A 24858-nucleotide genomic window follows, 5' to 3' on the forward strand; every position below is an offset into this window, starting at 1 on the left:
GGGGAACGGGGAACGGGGAACGGGGAACGGGGAACGGGGAACGGGGAAAAGCCTAAAAAGCAGAAGCAAAAAAGCAAGAGAAAAAACAAACAAAGATCAAAAAAGAACGCGGATCCGCCATATCCCCTCGAACTTCATGTTCCCCATTCCCTGCTCCCCGTTCCCCGCCTAAAAAAGACCGCAACATCACAGCCACCACTCAAGCCACATGTTCCCCGTTCCCCATCCCCCGTTCCCCGCTCTTATTAACCACCACCACCTCCCGATGCGGATAGGGAATGCTGATGCCTTCGGCGTCGAAGCGCTCTTTCACCGCGCGCAACAGGTCGGTCTGCACCGCCCAGACGTCGCTACTGCGCACGTAGGCGCGTAGCACCAGGTTCACCGAGCTTTCGCCGAGGCTCTCGGTCCAGATGCCGGGTGCGGGGTCTTGCAGGATGCGCGCATCGGCCTCGTACAACTGCCGTATCGCCCCCATCGCCTTGCCGATGTCGTCCTTATAGCCCATGCCGACTTTCAACTCGAAGCGACGGGTACCGCGGCGATTGAAATTGATGATCGCCTCGGCGCCGATTTTCGCGTTCGGCACCACCGCCTCACGATTGTCCGGCAACACCAGGGTGGTATGCATCAGGTTGATGCTCTCCACCGTGCCATCGATACCGCCGGCGTGAATGAAATCCCCAACGCGAAACGGCCGGAACACGATCAGCAACACACCCCAGGCCAGATTGCTCAAGGAGCCTTGCAAAGCGAGGCCAATCGCCAGACCGCCAGCTCCCAATGCGGCGAGCAACGGCGCCGACGGAACCCCAGCCTGCTGCAACGCCATGACGATCAATACGGCGATCAACACACCATAGATCAGATTGCGCAGAAAACCGATCAAGGTGACATCGAGCTTGGCTCGCGCCATCGCGCGCTGGGCAAAATTGGCCAGCCGCGCAGCCAGCCAGATGCCGACCAGCAGAATCAGCAACGCGCAAGTCAGATTGGTGATGATGCTGATGAGGTTTTCAGAAAGGCGCAGGCTGGCGAGATAGTCATGCATGAAACGAGATCCAGGCGGAATACCGCGCAAAGCCTAACAGTTGGGCCTTGTTACCCGCGACGCTATAAAAAAACGCCACGTCCGGGGTGAGCGGGTGCGCGGCGCTAGCGTCACGCCTGGAAGAGCGGACAACACTAAAGAACCCGCCCTGTCATGCTTTTCTGTCACGCGACCTGCGAGGGGGCTCGCAGTGCAGGGGGTGATGTGCGGGATCGCCCCATCGACCAACATGAGCCCGCTGCGTCATCGGGACATGGGCCATGCGTCATACCCCTGCCATCGGTCATGCCTATGGCCGCTCACTCCATTGCCAATAGCAGGGCCTGTCTTACTCATTCAATCAACGAGGGCGGTCGTCGATATCGCTGACTTTGCCGTCGACGATGGTCACGATGATGCTGCGGCCACGGTGCCGATACTGCCACCGCTCAGCCGGGACCCTGCGGTCATCCATAGCTACTCGCCCACGAGAACGGCGGCTCGATGCGCCGCGCTTGGATGGGCCCGGCCTGGATTTACCGGGCCTGGATTTGTGCACGGGCTTGCCCAGCAACTCGACTACCCGTGCCGCGCTGTCACCCGTCGTGAGTACTTGGCTATCCACCCGCAAGGTGTTGCCGGCATGCGCCGCGCAGCAGAACATCAGCAGTACGGCCACTCCATAGCGCAGCATGCGGCTCTCCCTCTTTTATCCGCCCAACAGCGGCTAGACGAGCATAAGCATCCGACCGGTGCGTCGCTGTCACCGGATGCCGCTGCCGTCTGTAGGGGATCATCGTGTGCCGGACTTAGCTCATCGTCCGAGCTCATCACCCGCGAGCCGACTCAGCGCGAACTATCGACGATCTCGCTGACCTTGCCTTGGACAATGGTCACCGTGGTGATATGCCCCTTGTCGGCCTGATACTGCCAACGCTCACCGCGATAAGCGCCGTACTCGTCCTCCAGCGGCTCTTTGAAATCCGGCTTGCCGAGCAAGTCGATCGCGCGCACCGCGCTATCCCCTACCGTCAGCACTTTGCTGCCGATACGCAAAGTATCTGCCGCCTGGGCGGACAAACTGCACAAGAGCAATGCAACTACGAGATAACGACGCATGACGGACTCCTTGACCGACGGGGGATGTGGGATGGGGCTTGAGGTGGAGTTTAGAAACCTGCCCCTGGCTGCGCCAGATATTCGCTTTCTGCAGGCGTATGGATGCGGCCGAGCACGGCATTGCGGTGTGGAAACCGGCCGAAGCGTGCAATCACGTCGTAGTGGCGCTGAGCGTAATCGAGCAGATTCTCAAAGCCCGCCTGTTCGCTTAGCGCAGTGAACAACGCCACCGAGCGCCGCTGCAAATGCATATCCTCGGCATGCTCCAGCGGAAGGTAGGCAAACATGCGCTGGTGCGGCTCAAGCGCAACGTCGTCACCGCGCTCGATGCCGGCCATGGCGAGTGCTTGCGCGTGGCTGTCGGCCGCAAAGGCGCGCGGATCGTTGCGGTGACAGTTGCGGCTGAACTGATCGAGCAAAATCAACAATGCCAGCCAGCCCTGCGGCGTCCGCGCCCAGTCATCCAACGCACCGGCATGCGCGGCCTCCAAGGCCGCGCCAAAACTCGTGCGAATCTGCTCATCGAAGGCATCGTCACGGGCAAACCAATGGGCTTGGCTGGCTGGATCGAACCAAAATTTCAGCACATCTTGCGCTGTCGGAAGCATGCTCTGGCCTTTGCCGCCCTGGGGAGAGGGTTCAGATGAAAAGCGGGTGCATCACCCTATCACCGCACCGACTCGGCAGGTTCAGCTATGCGTGGTGCCGGCCAGACAATGCATATCGTGATGGATGCCGTGCAAGCGTGACCGTTGGCGATCCAAGACTCTCACCGTCTCTGCCGAAGCATGCCGAATCTGTCGCTCGATGCAATTGAGCAGCGCGCACTCGTGACTGGCCAAACCTTGCACCCAGGCTGCATCGCAATGCGCCGAATGTCGCGCACGCATCGATGTCATCGCGCGGTGCACTGAGCCGGCAAGCGTCCCGTGCGAAGCGGGCGTTCTACCGCCAGCGCGCACCTGCGCCTGCAGATCGCCGATCAGCGCATCGAGCATTTGTGCGTTCTCGCTCAATAAAGCGCGCAATCCGGGTTCGCGCACCTGCGACACCGCATCTCGATATAGATTGCGGTCATCGATGCCACGACGGATCAACGTGTTATAGAGCCGGTGGCTTGTATGCGACACGGCAGTCGCCTCCAGGCGGGTGAGCGGGATGGGCCATCTTCACCCTCGACCACTTAGCGAAAGATTAACCTTTGTCCATTCCGAAACAATCACTCAGCTAGCGTTGCTATTGGCCGATATGCAACAGACCCAACGGCTGCCCATTCCCCATCCGCACGCCTTGCTGCAACTCGGCCAAGCGCTGAATTGCCGGGCATAGGGCCTGGATCTGCGGGCGCAAGGCCTGCATGCGCCGCTCAAGCCGCGGCTGTAGCTGGGTGCTTAGATCGGTGGCGCGATCGCGCAGACTCGCCGCGGCCTGCAGGTCGCCGCTCATCGCCGCACTAATCGCCTGCTGGCCAAGATCGCCGGCGAGCAAGGGCAACAAGTCGCTGGCGAGCTGATCGGCGTACCGGTCGGCCATATCACCTTGCCAATCACGGGTGCTGTTGCTGGCAGCGATGCGTTGCTTGAGTTCGGCGGCTCGCGCGGCAAGTCGGCGACTCAGCTCGGCCTGAGTATCGGCGCTCAGCGCCAGCCCAGTAGATTCTTCGCGCATGGCTTGTGCCAGCAGATCGATACCGTTCTGCGCCACCGCCTTTGCCCGAGGCACCAATGCGCGCAATTCGCGCTCGAACAATGCGACGCGATCCTGCTGCTCGGCACTCAAACGCACGCTGGCGCCATCGGCAAGCAGCGTGCCGTCTTGCAATTCGACTTTGTACGGCGCCGGCTGGGGACGATCGAATAGCAGGCCACGAGCCCCCAGGGTGAGGTCATAGCTGCTGCTGGCCTGGCAGACACTGGCCAGATCTTGCTTGATTGAATCCGGCCCGGTCATCTCTGGCCTGCCCAAATCTTGCGCATACAGACCCACGCAGGCAAACAGGCCAGGTAGTGCCAACAGAAAACGACGCATGAGGTACTCCGAACAACTTAAGGTTGCCAGCGATAACCTGTCGCGTGGCAACCGCCGCTGAATCAGCCTCGCTGTCGCTGATGAAACTGCGCCCGTACCGCCGGCCGGCCGAGACGCCAGGCCAGCCACAACAACAACGGTATCTCCAGCCCTTTGAAGATCAAGCCGAGCAGATAGGTACGCTGCGCCTGATCGATCATCGGCATAACCACATCAGCCATCGGTTGCGCCATGGCTGACTCGCGTGCCGCGGCGAATTGCCCCCAGGCCGCCAGCATCTGGCCGCCGCTGACCAGCATCCACAGCGCGATCAGCGGAGCCAGCACGCACATGGTTCGACGCGCCCATTCCTGCCGCAAAACACAGCCTGCGCAAACCACGATGATCGCGAAGGCCACAGCAAGATAAAGGTAGGCGGCAATTTTCAGATACTGCAGTGCGCCGAATGCAGCGAGCAACAACACGACCCATAGCGCGATGCCCCAGACCGAAAAATTACGCGCCAAAAGCCCCTGCTTCGCCGCATCGCGGCGCACCATCAACGGCATCAGATTGCAGCCTTCAACGTAGCCAGATCAGCCATCACCTGAGCGGAATTTTTCTCTGGATCGACGTCCTGATAGACCTTGGCCACCTTGCCCTGCGGGTCGATCAGAAAAGTCACGCGCTTGGCATAGTGAAAGCCGACCTTGGAGGCCAATACGCCGTAAGCCTGGGCCACCTTGCTGTCGGCATCGGACAGCAGCGGAAACGGCACCTTGTACTTGGCGGCAAACTCGGCGTGCGATTTCACGTCGTCCAGACTCACACCCACCACATCAGCGCCAGCCTGACGCAACTTGAGGACGTCATCGCGAAAGGTGCAGACCTCGGTCGTGCAGCCGGGGGTGAAGTCTTTGGGGTAGAAATACAGCACCAGCCAGCGGCCACGATGGTCGGCGGAGGTTTGCCATTTGCCGTTCTGATCCTGCAAACGGTAGTCCGGCGCGGCCTGGCCGACCTGCGGGGTCGTAGCCGCCGGAGCATCGGCGAACGCCGGGGCGATCATCCCCAGCAACAGGGTAAGCGTAAGCAGCAGTACGTTACGGCGCATGAAAATACTCCGAGTGGGGAAACAAGAGGCATGGAGTGTACCCCCGGCAAAACGAAGGGCGCCATGTGGCGCCCTTCTTTGCTCAAATCCAAACGATCGACGTATTACTTGCCGATGGTTACTTGCTGATCGTGAACTTACCCACCGACAAGCCAAGGTTCACGCCTTCGCCGGTACCCGTGAGCGCCAGCGACGTGGTGCCCTTGGTCAGCACCTGTGCGGTGCCGCTCTTGACCACGCCGGCCTCGGCACTGGCCTGAGCGTAGTCACCAAATACGTCGCTGATGCTGCGTACGTGACTGATCGCACCGCGACCATCGTCAATGCGGTACTTGCCGGCCGTCAGACCACCGCCGACCACTTTGATCTTCACACTCGCGCGCTGACCGTTGTTACAGGTGATCTCACCGGAGCCTTCGGCATGTTTGTAGAGAATCGACCAACCAGCCAGCTTGTACTTCAGCTCGCAATCCACTTTGGCCTCGACGGCTTTCGACTCGGCAGCCCGTGCCTGGGCAACCGGCAATGCCGTCATGCCACCTACACAAACCACTAGAGCAGCCAGAGCCAGGGTGCGCTTAATCATCGTCATCTCCTTTGTTGCCGATTGGGGGATCCTGCCTCGCAAGTTTTCGCCTTCTTACCTGAACCGCGTAAGTCCAGGCCGGCCAAACCGATAAACACATTCAGTTTTGATGTTTATCTAACAAATCACCGCGCAAACTTAATTCACCTGATCGCACACTGAGGTGATGTGATGAAAACGCACAAGGCATTCATGGTCGGCCTGACCTGTGTGTTGATGGTGAGTCCCGCGATATACGCGCAAACATCACCCCAAGCACCGACAAACTCCACCACCAGCACCCCTCATACCACCAAAACCAAACACCACGTCAAACACACTACGCCGCAAACCCAAACGGTATGCGAAGACGTTACCGTGCAGGATGCACCGAAAGACTCCAATCAGATCATCGGCATGTTGGCCGGCGGCGCGGCCGGTGGACTACTCGGCAATCAGATCGGCAGCGGCAAAGGCCGCACCCTGGCAACGGTGGCAGGCGCGGTAGGTGGCGGCTATGCCGGCAAGGTCATCCAGGAGCATCAGCAGGCGAAGAATACGCACGTCGAGCGGCGTTGCCACGAGGTCACCCGCTGACTGTTATCGCCGGGGTTTGAATGGGGCAGAATCACCCATAACGGTCACCAGCCACCGCTATGGAACAGAGGCCACATGTTCAAGTATTCACTGGTCGGTTATGACGGCTCCAACTCTTCGCGGCGGGCGTTCCAGGTCGCCATTGAACTGGCCCACGCCTGCCATGGCCGGGTGCGGGTGGTGTCGGCCCTGCAGGTCACCGAGGCCGGAGCCGACGTCTGTGCATTATTGATGGCCGACTCCGGCGCCAAGCGCGCCACCGAACTGTTGGCCGAACTGAAGACCATCGTGCCTTACCCGGACAACATGGTCGACCTGGAGGTCGTCCCCGGCGGCCCCGGCGATGTGCTGCTAAGCCAGGTGCAACGATATGGCATCGACCATATCGTGATCGGCCATACCGAACGCGGCACGCTTGCGCGCTGGCTGCTCGGCTCGGTTTCCGATGAAGTACTGGCTCGCGCGCATGTGCCTGTGACCGTGGTGCGCTGACCCTGACAGGTCGCCGGCCTGGCCCCGCGACCCTTCTGCCGCGCAAAGTTTTGCGTACCCGCCCTGCCCTGCCTTTCGGCAGGTCGGCCGGCATTAATCACATCACGGCAAACCCGTCGTATCCTGTTGTCACAATAAAGTCATGGTAGCCCGGCAGAGCGATTGCGACGGCTTGGCGATGCCCCGCACAGGAACCCCCGAGTGAGCTACACCACATCGTTGCCCTGGACCTTGGACAGTCTGGACCTCGATCGGATCGATATCGAGCGCGTCCGTCACAATGAAGATCTCTTTTTTCTCCTCAGCGGCGCCTCCTTCGTCGAGAGCGGGTCTGATCTCTACGCCTATAACCTGGTCGACCATTTCGCTGGCGATGAAGCGCTGCAAACCTGGCTCAGTCAACATTGGGTGCACGAGGAGCTGCAGCATGGCCGAGCCCTGGCGGCCTATGTAAAAACCGTATGGCCCGAGTTCGATTGGGAGCGCGGCTTTCAGGCGTTCTGGCAGGAGTACGGCGCGGTATGCACCGCCGAGCAGCTAGAACCCAGCCGCGGCCTTGAATTGGCCGCACGCTGCGTGGTCGAAACCAGCACCGCCAGCCTGTATCGCGCGCTCAACGAGATCACCGACGAGCCCGTATTGCGGCGACTGACCAACCACATCAAGAGTGACGAGGTGCGGCACTACAAGCACTTCTATCAGCACTTTCGCGTGTACCGGGAGCGAGAAGGCTTCGGCCGCTACAAGGTATTCCGCACCCTGCTTCGCCGGGTCAACGAGATCAAGAGCGAAGACAGCGACATCGCGCTGCGCCATGTATTCAACCTGTGTTACCCGCAGCACAAGGGCAACGAGGCCGAGTTCAAGCGCATCACCGGTCGCGCCCAGGGGCTGCTGCGTCGCCATCTACCGGCCGAAATGACGGTGAAAATGCTGCTCAAACCGCTGGACTTACCGCCGCGCATGCAAAACCTGGTGGAAAAGCCGATAGCGAAAATCGCCGAAAAACTGCTTTTGCACTGATGCCCACGACACGGATCGCACACTACCGGTGTGCGATCCGCGCATAATGCTTATCAGCGTCAACCCTGTGCCGCATGCTCTGGCGGGCGAGGCTTGGCCTCGATCTTCCGCTGCGCCTTCTCTTGCGCTTTTAGCTGGGTCACATCGATCGGGCGAATTTGAGTGATCGTGCAGGGGAAATAACCCGGCCCGGTCAGCACCCTGTCGAAGCGAACCGAAACCTCGTTGATGCTGGAAGTGAGGCCGATGCTGTTGGCGTACTCCAGATTCGGACAGCCACCATCCAGGTCGAGCAGATACGCCTCGTTAGGTCGCGTATAGACGGCCAACTGAGCCCCACCGAGCGGCTCCCACGAATACAGATTGAAAAAACGGAAGCTGCGTTGCGGCGTACCCGCCGCCGCCGCATAAGCCGCCTGACGCTCGCTGACGCGCTGGGCGTAGGGGACGTTGGAGCATGCGGCGAGCCATACGACAAGGCTGCCACCGAGTATCAAACGTAATGTCGACATGATCTGTCCTCCTGAGCCCATCTTGATGGGTTCATCCTGATGGCACTGATATTTAACGCGCGAACCCCTGCCGCGTAGACGTCCCGAACGTTGCCAAGCCTTATTTCTTCTTCGCCTTGGCGGCACCGCCCTTGCCTACGGGCGCCCACTTGGCCGCATCGAAACCGCCGACTTCGTACACTAGCTGCAGCTTTTTCTCGCCATCTTGCAGGGTCACGTCCAGGGTGATTTTCTTCGCTTTTTCCAGCATCGCGATGAACGCCTTGTCGTCGCGTATCATCAAGGCCGGCTCGCCCGTACTCGGTGCAAACGCCTTGATGCCGGTCGGCTTGCCATCGACAGTAGCCGCCAGCGTGCAGTTGGCTTTACAGACAAAGCCACGCTCGTCGCTATACAAAAAAGCGTTTTGACCCCATTCGGTATGCCGGCGCAATACCAGCCGCACGCGGTGGTTGCTGGGCGAGGTGTTATAGGCCGTCGCGGTGGATTGAGTACCGCCCTGCATCGGCGAGACTTGATAAAGCCACATGCCCTGCAGACGGTTTTTCTCGCTATTTTCCTTGTAGCGCTTTTCGATCGCCGGCAGGCTCTGCTGCACCTCTTTGGCCGCATCGCTGTTCGCAAAGCGGTCGAGGATGTCATGGCCCATGCTCACTGCCATCTCGTCATTATTAATGCGCACAAGCTGCCGATACGTGTCGAGTTTCTTCGCCGCCGCATCGGCCTGCGCCTGGGCAGGCGCCTGGGCGTTATCGGTAGCGGAGTCGCCCTGCTGCGAACAGCCGGCAAGCACAAGTGCGGCAACCAAGCTGGCGAGGACGGTACAGCGGGACATCGGCTTCATCGGTCGAACCTGGCAACGGATAGGCGCCTAGAGTGGAACGAGCCGGTGGCTTGATGCAACTCATCTCGATGCAACTCATACCGTAACGATCGGCACCGCACCAAAGCGTTCGCGCAGTTGCGCCCGATAACGGCGGCTGCACGGAACCTTGGTGCCGTCGAGCAATTGCAGGCGGGCATCGCCGGTCTCTAGCGGCTCGATCTCAAGCAGATAATCCAGATTGATGAAGTAACTGCGATGAACTCGTATAAACCGCGCCGGGTCCAATCGCCCCTCGATCCCAGCCATGGTGGCGCGCAGCGGGTAGTCACGGCCACGTACATGCAAGTTCACATAGTTGCCGCTGGCCTGCACCCATTCGATCTCACGCGCGGCAATCAAAAACTCCTTGCCCAGCTTGCGCACCAGAAACCGCTCGGGCCGCTCCACCGGCTCAAGCGGCGGACCTTCATCGGGCTCCGCCAGCAAACGTGCCTCGCCCTGCAAGCGCATCAGCACCAACCGATAAAGACACATAGCGACGATGAAACCTGCGTAAGTGCGCACATCCTTCAAGTATTCATAGCCGAGGCCAGGCCACCACGGACCAAAGTGGTAGTGATACCCAGCGACCCCATAGGCGAGTACGCGCAAAGCAATCATGCCGCCGACATGCAACAGGCTGAACACCACACTGGCCGGTATATGCCACGGCAAGCTGCGCTGCCAGCTATCGAAGCGAAACGGCCAGCGCCGCTCTATCGCCACCACCATGGGCACCAAAGCCAACAGCATCAGCGCACTGCTGCACTCCCATACAGCGGGCCGCCAGGCCGGTAGTTCGGGATGCTCGATATGCGCATTGATGCTGTTGAACAAGGCATTGAGGACAAGCATCAACACCCAATAGCCGATCTCGAACGACCGTTGCCAGGGTTGAAAATTCCGATAATCGAAACCGCCGCGATTCGCCATGCGGCGATTCTATCGGCGCCGGAGTGGATTCGTACTGGCGTAAGGCGTACCTGGGCGATTCGTATCCACGCATCGCCCCCGTACGCATGGATTACACCAACGGCGGGTTGCGCTCGGTGAACTGCCCATTCCAATAGGGGTAGTACGGATACGGCGGCACGACATAACTTGCAGCATCGAGCTTGGCGACTTGTTCCGGCGTGAGGTTCCAGCCGACAGCGCCAAGGTTTTGCCGCAACTGCTCTTCGTTGCGCGCGCCGACCAGGATGGTCGAAACCGTGGGGCGCTGCAGCAGCCAGTTCAGGGCGATCTGCGGAATCGTCTTACCCGTTTCCGCTGCGATGCCGTCGAGCGCATCGACGATGCGATACAAGCGCTCTTCGTCGACCGGCGGCGCAAAACTGGCGGTGTCGTGCAAGCGGCTGCCTTCCGGCAAGGGCTGACCACGGCGAATCTTGCCGGTAAGCCGCCCCCAGCCGAGCGGGCTCCATACCACGGCACCCACACCTTGGTCCTGACCCAAGGGCATCAACTCCCATTCGTAGTCGCGGCCAATCAGCGAGTAATAGGTTTGGTTGGCGACGTAACGGGAATAACCATGGCGATCGGCGATGGCTTGTGACTTCATCAAATGCCAGCCGGAGAAGTTGGATACGCCCAGATAGCGCACCTTGCCGGCACGTACCAGATCGTCCAGCGTGGACATCACGCTCTCGACCGGAGTCATCGCGTCGAAGTGATGCAGTTGCAGCAAGTCGATATAGTCCGTATCGAGGCGCTTGAGCGCCTTGTCGACACCCTCGATCAAATGATGGCGCGAGGCGCCGACCTGGTTCGGGCCTTCGCCCGCGCGCAAGGTGAGCTTGGTCGACAAAATGGTCTTATCGCGCCGCCCCTTGATCGCGGCGCCCAGTATCGATTCCGACACGCCATCGGAATAAACATCGGCGGTATCGAACATATTCACGCCGGCATCGAGGCAGATGTCGATCAGCCGCTGCGCCTGGGCCACATCGGTATTACCCCAGGCACTGAACAGCGGACCTTTGCCGCCAAACGTACCCGCGCCGAAACTGAGTACCGGCACCTTGAAACCCGACGCGCCTAAAAAGCGATATTCCATGAGTCTTGATTCCTAGTCGTAATGTTGAGTCACCGCGCCATACCTCAATGACTGCCGAACAATACCTGCGTGTCGACGGCCGCGGCCATCACCTGATAACCGGCATCGCCAGGATGCAAATGGTCACCAGAGTCATAGGCCGCCAAGAAGCGTTGCGGATGTGCCGGGTCGCGCACTACGGCATCGAAATCGACTACCGCGTCAAACTCATGGCTTTCGCGTATCCAGCGATTGACCGCTTGGCGCACCCGCTCTTTGTCCAGGTTGTAGTAACCCTTCATCGGCGTGTCTTGCAGCGCGGCTTCGAACGGCGTCAGCGTGGCACCCACGATGCGCACACCACGTACATGTGCGCGAGCGATCAATTGTCGATAGCCGGCAATCAGTTCATCTGCTGTCGGCGCCGGCTCTTGCGGCCCGAGCGCGCTGTCGCGCCAGCCGATGTCGTTGATGCCCATCAGCACGATCACCGTACTGACACCCGGCTGATCCAATACATCGTGATCGAAGCGAGCCAATGCATTGACGCCCATTTTGTTACGCAGCACACGGGCGCCAGAGATACCGGCGTTGAGTACCGCAATGTGGTCGCCGACCAGGCGTTGCGCGAGAAAGTCCGGCCAACGCGCATTGCGGTCCGGCGTGGAACCAGCACCATCGGTGATCGAGTCGCCGAACGCGACTACGGTGCGCGTATTCACTGCGGTATCGACGAGGACGGCATTGAGAAAAACCCGCGTGGTCAGCGTGGCATCGGCCTTGATCGCAGCGGCAGCCACTTGATTGCCGGCGATGACATAACCGGTTTGCCGGCCATCCCAGTGAAAGGTCGAAGGGGCGGTGGGCTCGGGCAGATACACACTGACCGCCACGCTACCCAGCGCCCCAAGGTCAAGATCGACAGGATCGCTTATCGCCGGCGCCCCTGGCGGGATCGTTACCGACGACTGGCCGCCAAAGGTCAACGTGCGATCGGAACCAGCCGTGATCGTTGCCCCTGCGCTGGCCAGCGCGATATGCGCGGCGCCGATCACTAACGGTCGTGAACCGTACTCGTTCGACAGCACCACCCGAACGTGCCGGCCACCCACGCTGACTCGTGCGACCTGGCGCACCGTCTGATTCCATAGACTGGAAGGCAGATTGATCGGCAGCGCGAAATCACCCTCCCATAGGGGCTGCGGGCTGGCCGTCCAGGTGGCGATCCAACGTGAGCTATCTACCGGCTGAGCGGCCTGCAACGGCGCGGTGGCGATCAGCATGAAAGCCAGCGCCGCGAACAGGCGTAGAAAAAGTGCATGTCGTGCGTTTTTGTACATAAAGTCGCTCCGGTTACGACTGGCCGGCCACGCAAAGAGGCGGTGCCAAGGTTTCGACAGCGCGCCGACGATCCAGGCGCACACTCCACAACGCAATCAACAGCCCCGTCGAGGTCACCAAGGCAGCCACCCAGGTCAGCGCGGCAAAGCCCATGCCGTGCACGATCACCACACCGCCAAGCCAGGCACCCAGCGCATTGCCGAGATTGAAGGCGGCGATATTGAAGCTCGATGCCAGGCTCTGGCCGGCGCCTTCGGCCTTGTGCAGAACGCGTAACTGCAGCGGCGCCACCGTGGCGAACGCAGCAATCCCCAGCAAGCCGATAAACACTATCGCGGCAAACTTGTTATGCAAGGCGAAGGTCATGAAACCAAGCACCAGCGCCAACGCGAGCAATGTACCAAGCAGGGCCGGCACCAGCTTGCGATCGGCCAGCCGACCGCCGAGCACATTGCCGACAATCAGGCCAATGCCAAAGATCAGCAAGATCGGCGACACCGTGCTTTGGGCAAAGCCGGTCACCTCAGTCAGGATGGGCTGGATATAAGTGAACACCGTGAATACGCCGGCAAAGCCAAGCACCGTCATCAACAGGCCAAGCAACACCTGCGGCCGAGCGATCACTTTCACTTCATCGGCCAGGGTCACCCGCTCACGCGCGCCCTGTGTGGCAGGCACCAGGGTCGCAATAATCACCGTGGCGATAACGCCTATCGCGGCCACCGCCCAGAACGTCGCACGCCAGCCGAAGTGCAAGCCCAGCCACGCACCCGCCGGCACACCAAGCAAGGTCGCCACGGTAAGTCCGGTGAACATGGTGGAGATCGCCGATGCCTTGCGCTCGGCCGGTACCATGCCGGTGGCAACCACCGCGCCCACCCCGAAGAAGGTGCCATGCGCCAATGAGGTCACTACCCGCGCCGCCATCAACCAGCCGTAACCAGGCGCCATGGCGCAGGCCAGATTGCCGATCGTAAAGATCACCATCAAGCCGACCAATACGGCCTTGCGCGGCATCCGGCTGGTCGCGGTAGTCAGCAACGGCGCACCGACGAACACGCCCAAGGCGTAACCGGAAATCAGCAAACCGGCGACGGCGACCGTTACATGCAGATCAGCGGCTACCTGCAGCAGCAGGCCCATAATTACAAATTCGGTGGTGCCGATACCGAAAGCACCGGCAGTGAGCGCATACAGCGCCAGCGGCGTGCGCGCGATGGAAGGGGTTGGGCTGGCGAGGGTGGCCATGTGCCGTCATTCGTATAGAAAGGATGGCGCAGCGTAGGCCTGCCTATATTATCCAACAACCATCAAGTGGAATAATCACTATCAATATTTCATTGATAGTGGCATTCATGAACCACATCGCCGACATCCAGTTATTTCTACGCGTACTCGATCTGGGCTCGATCAGCGCCGCCGCCCGTGGCATGGATCTATCGGTTGCCGTCGCCAGCCAGCGCCTGAAACGGCTGGAACGCGAACTTGGCGTGCGTCTGCTGCATCGAACCACGCGTCAGCTACACGCCACGCCCGAGGGTGTGGTGCTGGCCGAACAAGGGCGCGCCTTGATCGAAGATCTGGACGCACTGACCTCCGGCCTGCGCAAAGCTCATAGCAGTGTCACCGGCACCTTGCGCGTCACCTTGTCCGCCTCGTTCGGCCGTCAATACGTCTCGCCCCTGCTGCCGCAATTTCTGGCGCGTTATCCCTGCGTGCGCGTCAATGTGAATCTCACCGACCAAGTGGTTGACCTCATCAGCTCCGGTTTCGATCTGGCGATCCGCATCGGCGCCCTGGACGATTCCAACCTCATCGCGCGGCGCCTGGCGACCAATCGGCGCGCGTTGTGCGCGTCGCCGGAGTACCTGCGACAGCACGGCTCGCCCAAAACTCCGGCCGAACTGGCCCAGCATGAATGCCTGATGCTCGTCGGCAGCCAGGGGCGTCAAGACGTCTGGCAACTGACCGACCCCGAAGGCAAGGCCATAGCGGTGCGTGTCAACGGTCGCTTTGAAAGCAATTTCGGCGAACTGCTGCGCGATGCCGCCGTGGCCGGGCTGGGGATAGCCCAGCACTCGACCTGGCATGTCGGCGACGATCTGCGCGCCGGCCGGTTACAAGTGGTGATGCCCGACTATCCGATCGCCGATACCGGTATCTATGCCGTGACGCCGCAGCGGCGACTGGTGCCGCAACGCGTGCGTGCCTTCACCGATTTCCTGGCCGAACATTTCGGTGAGCATCCCATTTGGGATCGCGACCTGTCGCTGAAGCCCTAGGATGCTTCGATCAGTTCAGCGTAGGCCGCCGCCGCAGTTATTCCTCAACCCCATGGAGCGCACACATGATTGTTGTTCACCACCTCAATAACTCGCGCTCGCAACGCATTCTGTGGCTGCTGGAAGAGCTGGGCCTGCCCTACGAGATCAAGCGCTACCAGCGCGATCCGAAGACCTTATTGGCGCCGCCGGAACTGCGCCGGATTCATCCGCTGGGCAAGTCGCCGGTGATCTGCGACGGCGAGATCACTCTGGCCGAATCCGGTGCGATCATTGAGTACCTTGCCGACCGCTATGGCAACGGTCGCCTGCTACCGGCAGCAGGCACACCCGAACGTCTGCGCTGCAACTACTGGCTGCACTACGCCGAGGGTTCGGCCATGCCGCCGCTGCTGCTCAAGCTGGTGTTCCAGCGGGTTGCGGCCAGCCCGGCGCCATTCTTCATCAAACCCGTACTGCGCGGCATGGCCGGCAAGGTGCAGCATGCCTTCGTCGATCCGCAGTTGCAGTTGCATCTGGATTATCTCGAAGGCGAGCTGAGCAAGACCGCTTGGTTTGCCGGTAATGAGTTCAGCGCGGCGGATATCCAGATGAGCTTTCCGCTAGAAGCCGCAGCCGCCCGCGCCGGCCTCGATGCCAGCCGGCCGCAGTTATGGAACTTCCTGCAACGCATCCATGCCCGGCCGGCCTACCGACGCGCGATCGAGCGCGGTGGCGAATACGCCATGGCGATCATGGGTTAGTCTTCCCTGGCTGCCCGCTGTCACGCCGACGTTGCAAATCAACGTCACTCTTAGCCAAGCAAAGCGCCCCTCCCTGTGAGTCATCATTAATGCAGAGCCGAACGGATTCACTGAATCGAAAGGTCCTCTTTGGCGCGCTTTTTACCGTCTATCTGCTACTTGTCCTCTACCCCATCCTGCGCGCCGATCGTTATAACAACGATGACCTGATGCGAGCCCTATGGGGGCCTTATATCTGGATCGATAACGGACGACCGTTATCGGCCCTGGTCATGCGGGCACTGGAGTTCAATGCCGCGCAATTGGTCGATATTTCGCCGCTGCCGCAGCTACTGGCCATAGCGCTACTGGCCTGGACCGGCGTGCTGATCGCCCAACGCTATGCCATTCGCTCGCTATCGCTGGGGGTGATGATTGCGCTACCGCTAGGTGCGCAACCGTTCTTTCTCGAAAATATCTCGTACCGGTTCGATGCGTTGCCCATGGCCTTGGCCGTGCTGTTCGCCTTACTGCCGATTACGACCACGCCTCTTATTCGTCGTCACGGATGGTGGCTGGGTGCGCTGTCGCTGCTGGCCTGCCTGTGTTTTTATCAGCCGGCGATCAATATCTTTCTGATTTTCGTATTGCTGAATATCGTCCATGGTCAGATCCAGCGGATCAGCCCGCGCGAGCTGCTTATTGAACTGGTATCTCGCGGCCTGCAGGCCATGCTCGCCGTCGCGGCCTATCAACTGACCGTTGCCCCATCGATCGTCGGCTGGGTAAAAATGCACAGCGTGATGATTAGCAGTACGCAGCAGCTAGGTATCGTGCGTACGAATGTCGTGAACCTCGGCGCTTATCTCGCCAATGCCTTTGACGCCAGTTGGATGCTGATATTCGCGCCTTTGGCCGTATTCGCTCTACTGGTCCCTATCGTGGTGGGCGTTCGTTATGCCATGTCCGGCCGTCGCGAGCGCCCGCTCTGGCTGACCGCCCTCTTGCTCCTCTGCAGTGGATTGCTGCCGCTGGCAGCGATGGCGTGCATCGCCGGCCCGATGATCCTGGCGCGGGATCTGATTATCGTACCGCGCGTGTTCGTCGGGGTAGGCGCGCTACTGAGCGCGGCGCTCATCATCATGCATGCCGCTTTGGATACCTGGCGCCGCTCGCCGCGCTGGAGTTTCGCCGTCGCCGGACTGTGGACGGCAGGCATGGTGGTATTCGCCAATGTCTACGGCAATGCGCTTGCCAGCCAGAAGCAATACGAAGATCGCATCGGCGCCCGCCTCGCCGATGACCTGGCCGAGCTGAAAACCACTCATGGCCTGCACCGCCTGCTGCTGGACGGCAGCAATGGGCTGTCGCCGGTAGCTGCTCATGCGGCGGAGCGCTTTCATCTGATCCGTCAGCTCATCAATCCCTATCTGCAGGGATACAGCTTCAATGCCAGAAATTTCATATCGCATTACACCACCGGTGTTGAAGACATCCGCTGGCTGGACGATTCCAATGCGGTGGCCGCGCCGCTATTGATGCAGGCCTGCAAACTTCCAGCGCTGCTCACCCGCAATAACTACACGCTGCGAATAGTCGGCGATGCCGCCATAGTCACTTTTCCGGCCGATCGCCCCGCTTCGTGTGCGCCACCGCTTGAAGCGGTACCCTGAATCTGCGAACCCGAGCTTTCCGCGACGCCATGCGCAACATCACCGATAATCGGCCGCTGGCGTCCTGCAGATGGAGATAGCGATGTCACGCATTCTGGTGGTCGAAGATGACGCCGCGACCGCTGCGGAAATCGTCGATGCCCTGGTCGATCATGGTTTCACTGTTGAGCATGCAACGGATGGCCGGCAAGGATTGGCGATGGCCATGGCCGGCGGCTTCGATGCCATGGTGCTCGATCGGATGTTGCCCGGCACCCCCGATGGGCTCGGCGTATTGGCTTCGTTGCGCACTACCGGTGTCCCGATGCCGGTGCTGATTCTCAGCGCCCTGTCCGCGCTCGACGAACGCGTGCGCGGACTGCGCGCCGGTGGCGACGACTACTTGACCAAACCTTTCGAGGCGGTCGAACTCACCGCACGACTCGACGCGCTGCTGCGTCGCCGCTACCCGCTGCCGCAGGAAACCAGCTTGCGTGCAGGCTCGCTGGAAATCGATCTATTGACCCGCAACGCGCAGCGCAACGGCGAAACGATCAACCTGCTGCCGCGCGAGTACGATCTGCTGGCCTTTTTGATGCGCCACGCCGGCCAAGTGGTGACCCGCACTATGTTGTTCGAGGAAGTCTGGGGTTATCGCTCCGAAGAGCGCACCAATGTCATCGACGTGCACATCAGCAAGCTGCGGCAAAAAATCGAAGTGGCGGGACAACCCTCGCTAATCCAGACCGTGCGCGGCGCGGGGTACATCCTGCATGCGGCTGACTGAGCTACCGCGCACCACCAGCTTTCGCCTCGCGCTGATGTTTCTGGCGCTATTCGGCACCTGCTCGCTGTTGTTGTTTGCGTTCGTCTACTGGCAGACCGTGGGCTATATGCGTCGCGACCAGGACGAGTTTCTGCAACGCCAACTGACCTTCTACAGCACGCTCTCACCCGCTGATCGGGTACAGCGCCTGCGCGAGCACCCACGCAACGATCCCGGTACCCGCCGCCCCTCCGGCGAATTCGCGGCCAACGGTCAATGGCTGGTCGGCAATCTTTCCGTGCTGCCTGCCGAGTTGCGTCAAGCCCATCAGCCGGTGGACTTCGTACTTCCCAGCGCCGGCGCCCCCGTGCCGTTTCGCGGCTATGCCACCCAATTACCGGATGGCCACTGGCTGGCCGTGTCGCAAAACGTGCACGAGCCACGCGAATTCGAGGCCTTGCTATTGCGCGCGATGCTCAGCGCGGGCCTGCTGACCCTGCTGTTTGGCCTGGCCGGCGCGGTGGCGTTGGGCGCATCGTCGATGCGCCGTATCGACGCCATTACCCTGGCGATCCGGCGCATCGTCAACGGCGCGCTTACTGAACGCTTGCCGGTACAAGGCGGTAGCGACGACTTGAATCGCCTCACGCGGGAGGTCAACGGCATGCTCGATGACCTGGAGCGCCTCGTGCACGAGGTAAAAGGTGTCTGCGACGGCATTGCTCACGATCTGCGCACGCCGCTGACCCGCGTGCTTGGTGGCCTTGAACGCGCCCAACGCAGGGCCTCCACCGTTGAAGAATTCCGCGATGCGGCCGCCCGCGCGACTGAAGAAATCGCCGCGCTGTTGAAAACCTTCAACGCCCTGCTGCGTATTTCGGAGCTTGAAGCCGGCGCCCGGCGTGCCGGTTTCAGCGACGTCGCGCTCGCGCAGGTGCTGGCCGATGTCGTCGACTTGTATCAACCGCTGGCGGAGGAGAAAAACCTCACCCTGCAACTCAGCGGCACCGCATCGCCCACCGATATCACCTTGTGGGGCGACGCCAGCCTGCTATTCGACGCATGCGCCAATCTGATCGACAACGCAATCAAGTTTGTCCCAGCCGGCGGCCACATCGAGGTGCGACTGGATGCGGAGCATCGCGCCATCAGCGTCACCGATAACGGCCCCGGCATTCCAGCCAGTGAACGCAAGGCCGTGCTCAACCGCTTTCACCGCAATGAGCCAAGCCGCAGCACCCCAGGCAACGGGCTCGGGCTAAGTCTGGTCGCTGTCATCGCGCACCTGCACGATATGAAAATCGATATCACTGATGCCGCGCCGGGGTGTCGGGTGTCGTTATCCTGGTCTGCGCGTTAGCGCCGGGCTCGATCTGCTTGTAGATCCGCTCTAGCACCTGGATCTTTTGCTTGAGCACAGCCATATCGTCGGCCACCCATTCGCGTGGCAGCACATCGCGGCCAAAGAAAGTGCGCAGCATGTCTTCAGGTGGAGCATTGAAACCGTTGCGCAACAAAGCCATGTAACGCCGCTGAAAATCGGCAGGGTCGTGCTGGGCCATAGCAAACATTTTGGTGGCCAGCAATCCGGCATAGAGGTAATTCACCAGATAAAGCGGGTCTTGATACATCAGCCGCTTGGTCATCCAGGTGTGGGCAAGCTGCGGCTCGTAGGCAGGCCATATCTCGTATTTGCTCATCGTCGCTAGCGTGAGAGCATCGAGATCGCTCGCATTCTTGAGCTTTCCCGCCACGACGCCATCATAGATGGACTGCTCCAGATCACTCTCTTCGGCCGAGGTAAATATCTGGAACGTCATGTCGTCAAGCAGGGCCTGCAAGTAATACGCTTTGGCCCGCGGATCGCTGGCGCTGCGATGCAGATGGTCATAGAGCAACAGCTCGTTGAGGATGGCGATCGTTTCGGACATCCAACTGGGCCCGTGTTCGTAGAACGGCGATACACCCTGCTCGTTCATCAGTTGGGCGTGCATCGCGTGGCCGCCCTCGTGGATAACCACGCGCGCACCAGCGAGATCGCCGCTGTATCGGCCAACGAACAAACCGGTGGCAACACCGGGGGCACTGATTGAGAAGCCATCGTCAACGCGCTTGCCCTGCTCGGCGACCAGGTCCATTCGCCCTTGCGACGGATCGAGCAACGCCCCGAATCCCGCCACATAGTCTTGTCCGAGTGGCGTCAAAGCCTGTAATGCAGTCACGCGAATCTGCTCGAAGGTAAACTGCGGGGCAGCAAACCCAGGCGCCGGCAACGCCAAGTCCCAAGAGCGCACCTCGCTGATACCGGTCATCGCTGTCACGTTGGCGGCTCGCAAGCGCTGATAAGCCTGCATGACCTTGGCCTGCGCGGCCACCGCCATCAGAGTGTCGTTCACTGCCTCGCGACTGAGCTGCCGCTCGAAATAGGCAGCGCTTGGGGCATCCTTGTAATGCTGCAAGCGGGCGGTTCGATCATTCATCCGTACAACACTTAATAGAATGCCCGCATAGATGTCCGCCCGCCCGGCATAGCCGTCCCAACGGCGCTGCCAGGCATCTCGACGCACAGCTCGATCCGGGTTGATCGCCAGTGCCTTGGCATCCTTATCTACATCCCATTCAGCGTCTGCCATACGCACCTTGCCGAAATCGGTACTGCGCCGGGTCTGTTGATACAGAGTCCAGAATGCCGTTGTCGCCGGATCGGCCACTTCGTCCAAGATGGTTTGCTGCGCTTCGGGAAGCTCGTGCGGTAAACCGCGCACGGCTTGTTGCTGCAGATAGGCGTAGCGGCCCAGGGCAGGTTCGGCAGCCACCACTTTTGCAAAGCCCGCCGTACCGAGTCCGCGCAGCGTGGTGCGCGTTGCCGTCGCCAAACGGCCAGCGGCATTGTCCACTTGATCCAGCGCATCCGCCGTAACCCGATCCTCGATATCCATGGCCGATCGCAGATGCAAATAGGCGCTGTGGCGCCGGCAAGCGACCAGTAAGCTCTCGGCATGATGCAGGTAATTCAAAAGTGCTTGCGCATCCGCTGACGACTGCGCGGCGAATGCAGCCATATCGGCGAGCAAATGCTCGCGCTGCGCCTGCTCGACCGCTGACGACTCGAAATAAGCTGTCTGATCGATATGATGTGTCGCTGCACTTGCGCCAACACCGGCCGGCAGCTCAGCCTTACTGATCGCCGGAAACATACTCATCAGCCAAGCCAAGCCTACACACGCCATTGCTCTGTTCATGCCGATCCCGTGACGTGGCGCCCAATGACGCCATCGACGACAAGCTAACAGTCGCGATGATGTCGTGCTTGACCGCGATAAGCGTCCTTACCCTGGTTTAGCGCATGGCTTGGCGATACGCCGAAGGCGTCATATCCAAAGCGGCCTTGAAAGAACGAGAGAACTGCGCCGCTCCAGCAAAGCCGCATTCAAACGCAATGTCCAGCAAAGGCCGGCGCGTGAAGCGCAATAGCAACGCCGCTTTCTCGGCGCGCATGCGCCGAACATATTCGCCCATGGTGCAGCCATACCACGTGCGAAAACTTCGAGCGACATGCACTGGATGTCGTCCGGCCTGCCGCGCCAGATCGTCGAGCGACCATGCGACTGCCGGGCCTTCATCGATACATTCACGCAGCCGGCGTAGCCAAGGCGGTGGTTGCGCAGCCAGCGTTCGCTCTTCGCCACGACCCAGTGCAGCCAAAAGCTCCAATGCCAAGCCCTCTGCCGCCAACGGCGCAAAGATATCGTCCACGCTTAACTCACATGCCAGTCGCGTGCCGATTTGCAACAACTGCGGCGAGCCCCGCAAGCTGGGCGCGCAATCGAGGGCTACGCCCCGCTCCAACAAATACTCCTGCGACTGCGGACTAGGCGAGAACAGTATCTTGACCGCTCCGGTTACCCCGAAGCGCTGCTGATGCACAGCGTGTGCCGGGCAGAACAGCAAGTCGCCAGGGCCATGCTCCTGCTGCCGTGCATGAATTTGCTCTTGATAGCTGCCACCCAGCACCAGACATAACCATGCCTCGTCATGCCGATGGGCCGCCATCGCGCTGTTCGGCAAATAACGTGAGACATGCAACTGCAACGAATGCGAATGGTTCATGGCGAGCAATCTCAGTAACGGGTTTGCACGACCGCATATTAAGACGTAACTCAGGCGTAGATGAAGCTAGTGCACCCTGGGTACCGCAAAGGAACCCTCACCGACCAGGACGACCGCCACGATGACTGCCAGCAGCCAAAGGTGAATAGGCGCCAGACCATTTTCGCGGCAGGAATATAGGCCGTAGCGAAGATCAGCGTGGCTATGAAGCCGAACGTTTGGCGGCGGCGGAAGCGCCGGGAACTGCTTTGAAAAGAAGTTAAACGCCAGATCCAAACTCGTTAGCGATCGATCGATGCCACTCAATCATCCGGCAATTCATCCTCACGCCACTCGTTCTCGAACACGCACGATTCAAGCGGCTTACGGGTTGCCCAGCGCTGCTCTTCCAGCATGGGCTTCGCATAAAACGCATCGACATGGCCGATGCACAGCAAGGCAATCGGCTTGGCGTCATCGGGCATCCGCAGCAGTTGCCGCAGTTCGTCGACATCGAACAGCGATACCCAACCCATACCCAGACCTTCGGCGCGCGCGGCCAGCCACATGTTCTGGATCGCACAGGCCGCCGAGGCCAGATCCATTTCCGGCAAGGTGCGGCGACCAAAAATATGCCGTTCGCGACGATCCATCAGCGCAACGGCCAACAGCTCGCCGCATTCGAGCATGCCCTCGACTTTGAGCTTCATGAATTCGTCTTGACGCTCGCCGAGGGCAGCGGCGGTCACTTGCCGCTCCCGCTCTACCGCCGCGTGCAAACGTATACGCAAGGCCGGATCGGTGATACGGACAAAGCGCCACGGCTGCATAAAGCCGACGCTTGGCGCATGGTGCGCGGCGCGCAGCAAGCGCATCAGCGTTGCGGGCTCCACCGCTCCCGGCACGAAGTGACGCATATCGCGCCGTTCGAAAATGGCGCGATAAACCGCAGCGGTATCGGTGTCGTCAAAACGATGCGTCACATTGCGAAATCTATGTCAGGGCAAGCCGGGATTATCCAGGATGCAAGGGCCCCGTTGGGGACACCCCAACCTACGTTACTTCGGCGGCAGCGCCCACAGCAAACCATGGGTGATGGCGTCCGGGTACACCGTCAGGTGATCTTCGTCGGCGATGGTTTGCGACTCGATATGCAAGCCGGGATAGTGTCGCGACTTCAACTGCGCCTCGAAGGTTTGCATATCGCGCACCATGTCCCTGGTGTGGTTGTAGCGCTTGTCCTTGGATGCCGGATTGATGGTCTCGTAGCCGCCGGTCATCATCAAAACATCGGCGGGCATATCTTTGTGCGCGGCGGCATAGTCGCGTTCGCGCGCCAGCATGACTTTGTTGTCGAACCACAGCGACGGGCTGCTGATGATGTAGCGCTCAAACATGGTCGGCTCGGTCAACAGCATCTGGACGCCGAGCAATCCACCGTACGAATGCCCCGAGAATATCTTGCGATGCATATCGACGCGGTAGTTTTTGGCGACGAAGGGAAAGACTTCATCGGCAATGAACTTTCGATACGCCTCGGCCTCGCCATATACCGGGCTGCGACCGGGCATGTCGCTGACGGCATCTTTAGACGTCGGGCCATTGGGTGTCGGAGTGTAATCGCGCTGGCGGCTATAAGTCGGCGTTTCGTCCTTGGCGTAGGAAAGTCCAACCAGAACAAATTCTTCCAAGCCGCTGCCATGATCGCCCACGCGGGTCGCAATGCTGCGTATCAAGGGGAATGCGTAGTTCGCATCGGTAACGAACACCACCGGAAAGCGACGCGTGGGCTGCTCTTCATAGGAGGGTGGCAAGCTGACAAACACTTGGTAGTCACGATGCAGCGTCGCCGATGCGATATCGCGAACTTCGGTATTTTTCAGCACGTATCCAGTCGATGCCGGCGCGGCCGGCTTGACTGCCTGCTGCGCTGACGGCACCGGGGCCTGGGCCGCCGAACAGGCTGACAACGCGATAAAGCAGGCTGTTAACCATGGAAATGCGAACCGTTCTTTCATCAACAACATCGCCTGAGCCTACCCGGCCGCCAAGTGTCGATATGCGCCGGCGCTTTAGCAAGCGCCGAGCAACGAAACGAGACGTCCTTAAACGCCAGCACCGCCCATTTGGAGCAAAATCACGGCATCAAGTCAGGCCAGAGTCGCAAAAGCGCTACTGCCTGCTTGCGTGCAGCACTGTTAACGCCCCACTCACGGTTACCCTGGCAGCTTAAACGCCTATCAACTCAAGGAGACGATCATGGCGAGGCATCGCGACATCGAGGAAAGCAATGGCAGTGGCGAGCGCATCGGTGAACGCGTGCGCAGCTATGCCGATGGGGCCGCCGGTCGGGCCAATGAACTGCTGCAGCGCAGTCGCGAAGCGCGGCGTCTGTTTGGCCAACGTGGCCGCGACTACAGCCGACAACTGGCTAACGCGGCAGAGGATTTTGCCGACGAAGCGAATTATCGCTATAACCGCTTGCGCCGGCAGGCACGCCGTCATCCGGTCGCCACCGCGGCGATTGTGGCTGGTGCGGTAGGCGCGGCGTTGTTGCTGTTCAGCGTGCTTCGTAGCCGCGACAACGATTGAAAGCCTGCGATGGATACATAAAAGAAAACCCGCCTTGTGGCGGGTTTTCTTTTGA

Annotated in this window: 28 protein-coding genes; 9 read left to right on the forward strand and 19 right to left on the reverse strand. The window is 60.4% G+C overall.

The genetic code is table 11. From position 1 onward, the window contains the following. Positions 1 to 199: 199 nt before the first annotated feature. The 9 genes from DVJ77_RS17910 to DVJ77_RS17950 form a co-directional block, all read right to left on the reverse strand. Positions 200 to 1051, reverse strand: coding sequence for a mechanosensitive ion channel family protein (locus tag DVJ77_RS17910; RefSeq protein WP_114846895.1), 852 nt, complete (start codon positions 1049 to 1051; stop codon positions 200 to 202). Positions 1052 to 1391: 340 nt separating this feature from the next. Next, on the reverse strand, positions 1392 to 1724 hold the full coding sequence (locus DVJ77_RS17915) for a DUF2845 domain-containing protein (RefSeq protein ID WP_114846896.1): 333 nt from the start codon (positions 1722 to 1724) through the stop codon (positions 1392 to 1394). Positions 1725 to 1876: 152 nt separating this feature from the next. Continuing rightward, a complete protein-coding gene (locus DVJ77_RS17920) occupies positions 1877 to 2149 on the reverse strand; it encodes a DUF2845 domain-containing protein (protein WP_114846897.1) in 273 nt (90 codons plus the stop codon). 50 nt (positions 2150 to 2199) lie between these two features. After that, positions 2200 to 2757, reverse strand: coding sequence for a DUF924 family protein (locus DVJ77_RS17925; protein ID WP_114846898.1), 558 nt, complete (start codon positions 2755 to 2757; stop codon positions 2200 to 2202). A gap of 81 nt (positions 2758 to 2838) precedes the next feature. After that, the gene (locus DVJ77_RS17930) at positions 2839 to 3279 is read right to left on the reverse strand and encodes a PA2169 family four-helix-bundle protein (RefSeq protein ID WP_114846899.1); all 441 of its coding nucleotides are present in this window, start codon (positions 3277 to 3279) and stop codon (positions 2839 to 2841) included. A gap of 106 nt (positions 3280 to 3385) precedes the next feature. Next, entirely contained in the window at positions 3386 to 4099 is a 714-nt protein-coding gene (locus tag DVJ77_RS17935; protein ID WP_114846970.1) for a DUF2884 family protein, read from the reverse strand. A 140-nt stretch (positions 4100 to 4239) separates the two neighbouring features. Then, positions 4240 to 4725, reverse strand: coding sequence for a hypothetical protein (locus DVJ77_RS17940; RefSeq protein WP_225428073.1), 486 nt, complete (start codon positions 4723 to 4725; stop codon positions 4240 to 4242). Beyond that, positions 4725 to 5270, reverse strand: coding sequence for a peroxiredoxin (locus tag DVJ77_RS17945; RefSeq protein WP_114846900.1), 546 nt, complete (start codon positions 5268 to 5270; stop codon positions 4725 to 4727). The genes DVJ77_RS17940 and DVJ77_RS17945 overlap by 1 nt, the downstream gene beginning before the upstream one ends. Positions 5271 to 5388: 118 nt before the next feature. Then, a complete protein-coding gene (locus tag DVJ77_RS17950) occupies positions 5389 to 5856 on the reverse strand; it encodes a hypothetical protein (RefSeq protein ID WP_114846901.1) in 468 nt (155 codons plus the stop codon). A 171-nt stretch (positions 5857 to 6027) separates the two neighbouring features. On the opposite strand from DVJ77_RS17950, the gene DVJ77_RS17955 reads away from it, so the two are divergent. The 3 genes from DVJ77_RS17955 (at position 6028) to DVJ77_RS17965 (ending at position 7947) form a co-directional block, all read left to right on the forward strand. Then, complete coding sequence (locus tag DVJ77_RS17955; protein WP_225428074.1) at positions 6028 to 6432, forward strand: glycine zipper 2TM domain-containing protein; 405 nt, start codon at positions 6028 to 6030, stop codon at positions 6430 to 6432. Between the two features lie 75 nt (positions 6433 to 6507). Next, positions 6508 to 6924, forward strand: coding sequence for a universal stress protein (locus tag DVJ77_RS17960; RefSeq protein ID WP_114846902.1), 417 nt, complete (start codon positions 6508 to 6510; stop codon positions 6922 to 6924). A gap of 201 nt (positions 6925 to 7125) precedes the next feature. Further along, on the forward strand, positions 7126 to 7947 hold the full coding sequence (locus DVJ77_RS17965; RefSeq protein WP_114846903.1) for a ferritin-like domain-containing protein: 822 nt from the start codon (positions 7126 to 7128) through the stop codon (positions 7945 to 7947). Positions 7948 to 8006: 59 nt separating this feature from the next. Here DVJ77_RS17965 and DVJ77_RS17970 read toward each other — a convergent pair whose 3' ends face one another. The 6 genes from DVJ77_RS17970 to DVJ77_RS17995 all read right to left on the reverse strand — a co-directional run bounded on the left by DVJ77_RS17970 (position 8007) and on the right by DVJ77_RS17995 (position 13948). Further along, positions 8007 to 8459: a DUF6491 family protein gene (locus DVJ77_RS17970; RefSeq protein WP_114846904.1), complete on the reverse strand. Its 453-nt coding sequence runs from the start codon at positions 8457 to 8459 to the stop codon at positions 8007 to 8009. Positions 8460 to 8559: 100 nt separating this feature from the next. Next, the gene (locus DVJ77_RS17975; RefSeq protein ID WP_425480388.1) at positions 8560 to 9303 is read right to left on the reverse strand and encodes a hypothetical protein; all 744 of its coding nucleotides are present in this window, start codon (positions 9301 to 9303) and stop codon (positions 8560 to 8562) included. 75 nt (positions 9304 to 9378) lie between these two features. Next, positions 9379 to 10257: a LytTR family DNA-binding domain-containing protein gene (locus tag DVJ77_RS17980; RefSeq protein ID WP_114846905.1), complete on the reverse strand. Its 879-nt coding sequence runs from the start codon at positions 10255 to 10257 to the stop codon at positions 9379 to 9381. Between the two features lie 91 nt (positions 10258 to 10348). Beyond that, positions 10349 to 11380, reverse strand: coding sequence for an aldo/keto reductase (locus DVJ77_RS17985; RefSeq protein WP_114846906.1), 1032 nt, complete (start codon positions 11378 to 11380; stop codon positions 10349 to 10351). Positions 11381 to 11424: 44 nt separating this feature from the next. Next, positions 11425 to 12699, reverse strand: a complete 1275-nt coding sequence (locus tag DVJ77_RS17990) for an SGNH/GDSL hydrolase family protein (protein WP_114846907.1) — start codon at positions 12697 to 12699, stop codon at positions 11425 to 11427. Between the two features lie 13 nt (positions 12700 to 12712). Next, positions 12713 to 13948, reverse strand: coding sequence for an MFS transporter (locus DVJ77_RS17995; RefSeq protein ID WP_114846908.1), 1236 nt, complete (start codon positions 13946 to 13948; stop codon positions 12713 to 12715). Between the two features lie 107 nt (positions 13949 to 14055). Between DVJ77_RS17995 and DVJ77_RS18000 the strand changes: the two genes are divergently transcribed. The 5 genes from DVJ77_RS18000 to DVJ77_RS18020 all read left to right on the forward strand — a co-directional run bounded on the left by DVJ77_RS18000 (position 14056) and on the right by DVJ77_RS18020 (position 19482). Further along, a complete protein-coding gene (locus DVJ77_RS18000; protein ID WP_114846909.1) occupies positions 14056 to 14982 on the forward strand; it encodes a LysR family transcriptional regulator in 927 nt (308 codons plus the stop codon). A gap of 65 nt (positions 14983 to 15047) precedes the next feature. Continuing rightward, complete coding sequence (locus tag DVJ77_RS18005) at positions 15048 to 15725, forward strand: glutathione S-transferase family protein (protein WP_114846910.1); 678 nt, start codon at positions 15048 to 15050, stop codon at positions 15723 to 15725. 89 nt (positions 15726 to 15814) lie between these two features. After that, the gene (locus tag DVJ77_RS18010; RefSeq protein ID WP_225428075.1) at positions 15815 to 17377 is read left to right on the forward strand and encodes a glucosyltransferase domain-containing protein; all 1563 of its coding nucleotides are present in this window, start codon (positions 15815 to 15817) and stop codon (positions 17375 to 17377) included. A gap of 82 nt (positions 17378 to 17459) precedes the next feature. Next, positions 17460 to 18143, forward strand: coding sequence for a response regulator transcription factor (locus DVJ77_RS18015; protein WP_114846912.1), 684 nt, complete (start codon positions 17460 to 17462; stop codon positions 18141 to 18143). Further along, the gene (locus DVJ77_RS18020; protein ID WP_114846913.1) at positions 18130 to 19482 is read left to right on the forward strand and encodes a sensor histidine kinase; all 1353 of its coding nucleotides are present in this window, start codon (positions 18130 to 18132) and stop codon (positions 19480 to 19482) included. The genes DVJ77_RS18015 and DVJ77_RS18020 overlap by 14 nt, the downstream gene beginning before the upstream one ends. Here DVJ77_RS18020 and DVJ77_RS18025 read toward each other — a convergent pair. From DVJ77_RS18025 to DVJ77_RS18045, 4 genes are all read right to left on the reverse strand, one after another. Further along, positions 19430 to 21325: a M3 family metallopeptidase gene (locus DVJ77_RS18025; protein WP_162791557.1), complete on the reverse strand. Its 1896-nt coding sequence runs from the start codon at positions 21323 to 21325 to the stop codon at positions 19430 to 19432. The two genes, DVJ77_RS18020 and DVJ77_RS18025, sit on opposite strands and share 53 nt — an antisense overlap. 136 nt (positions 21326 to 21461) lie before the next feature. After that, on the reverse strand, positions 21462 to 22232 hold the full coding sequence (locus tag DVJ77_RS18030; protein WP_114846915.1) for a helix-turn-helix transcriptional regulator: 771 nt from the start codon (positions 22230 to 22232) through the stop codon (positions 21462 to 21464). A 302-nt stretch (positions 22233 to 22534) separates the two neighbouring features. Next, entirely contained in the window at positions 22535 to 23194 is a 660-nt protein-coding gene (gene bluB / locus DVJ77_RS18040) for a 5,6-dimethylbenzimidazole synthase (RefSeq protein WP_114846917.1), read from the reverse strand. A gap of 75 nt (positions 23195 to 23269) precedes the next feature. Continuing rightward, positions 23270 to 24229 (reverse strand): alpha/beta hydrolase, encoded by a 960-nt coding sequence (locus DVJ77_RS18045; protein ID WP_114846974.1) that lies wholly within the window; start codon positions 24227 to 24229, stop codon positions 23270 to 23272. A 241-nt stretch (positions 24230 to 24470) separates the two neighbouring features. Between DVJ77_RS18045 and DVJ77_RS18050 the strand changes: the two genes are divergently transcribed. Continuing rightward, on the forward strand, positions 24471 to 24803 hold the full coding sequence (locus DVJ77_RS18050) for a hypothetical protein (protein WP_114846918.1): 333 nt from the start codon (positions 24471 to 24473) through the stop codon (positions 24801 to 24803). The last annotated feature ends 55 nt before the right edge of the window (positions 24804 to 24858 follow it).

Origin of the sequence: Dyella tabacisoli (genome assembly GCF_003350925.1) — a bacterium.
Lineage (GTDB): Bacteria > Pseudomonadota > Gammaproteobacteria > Xanthomonadales > Rhodanobacteraceae > Dyella_C > Dyella_C tabacisoli.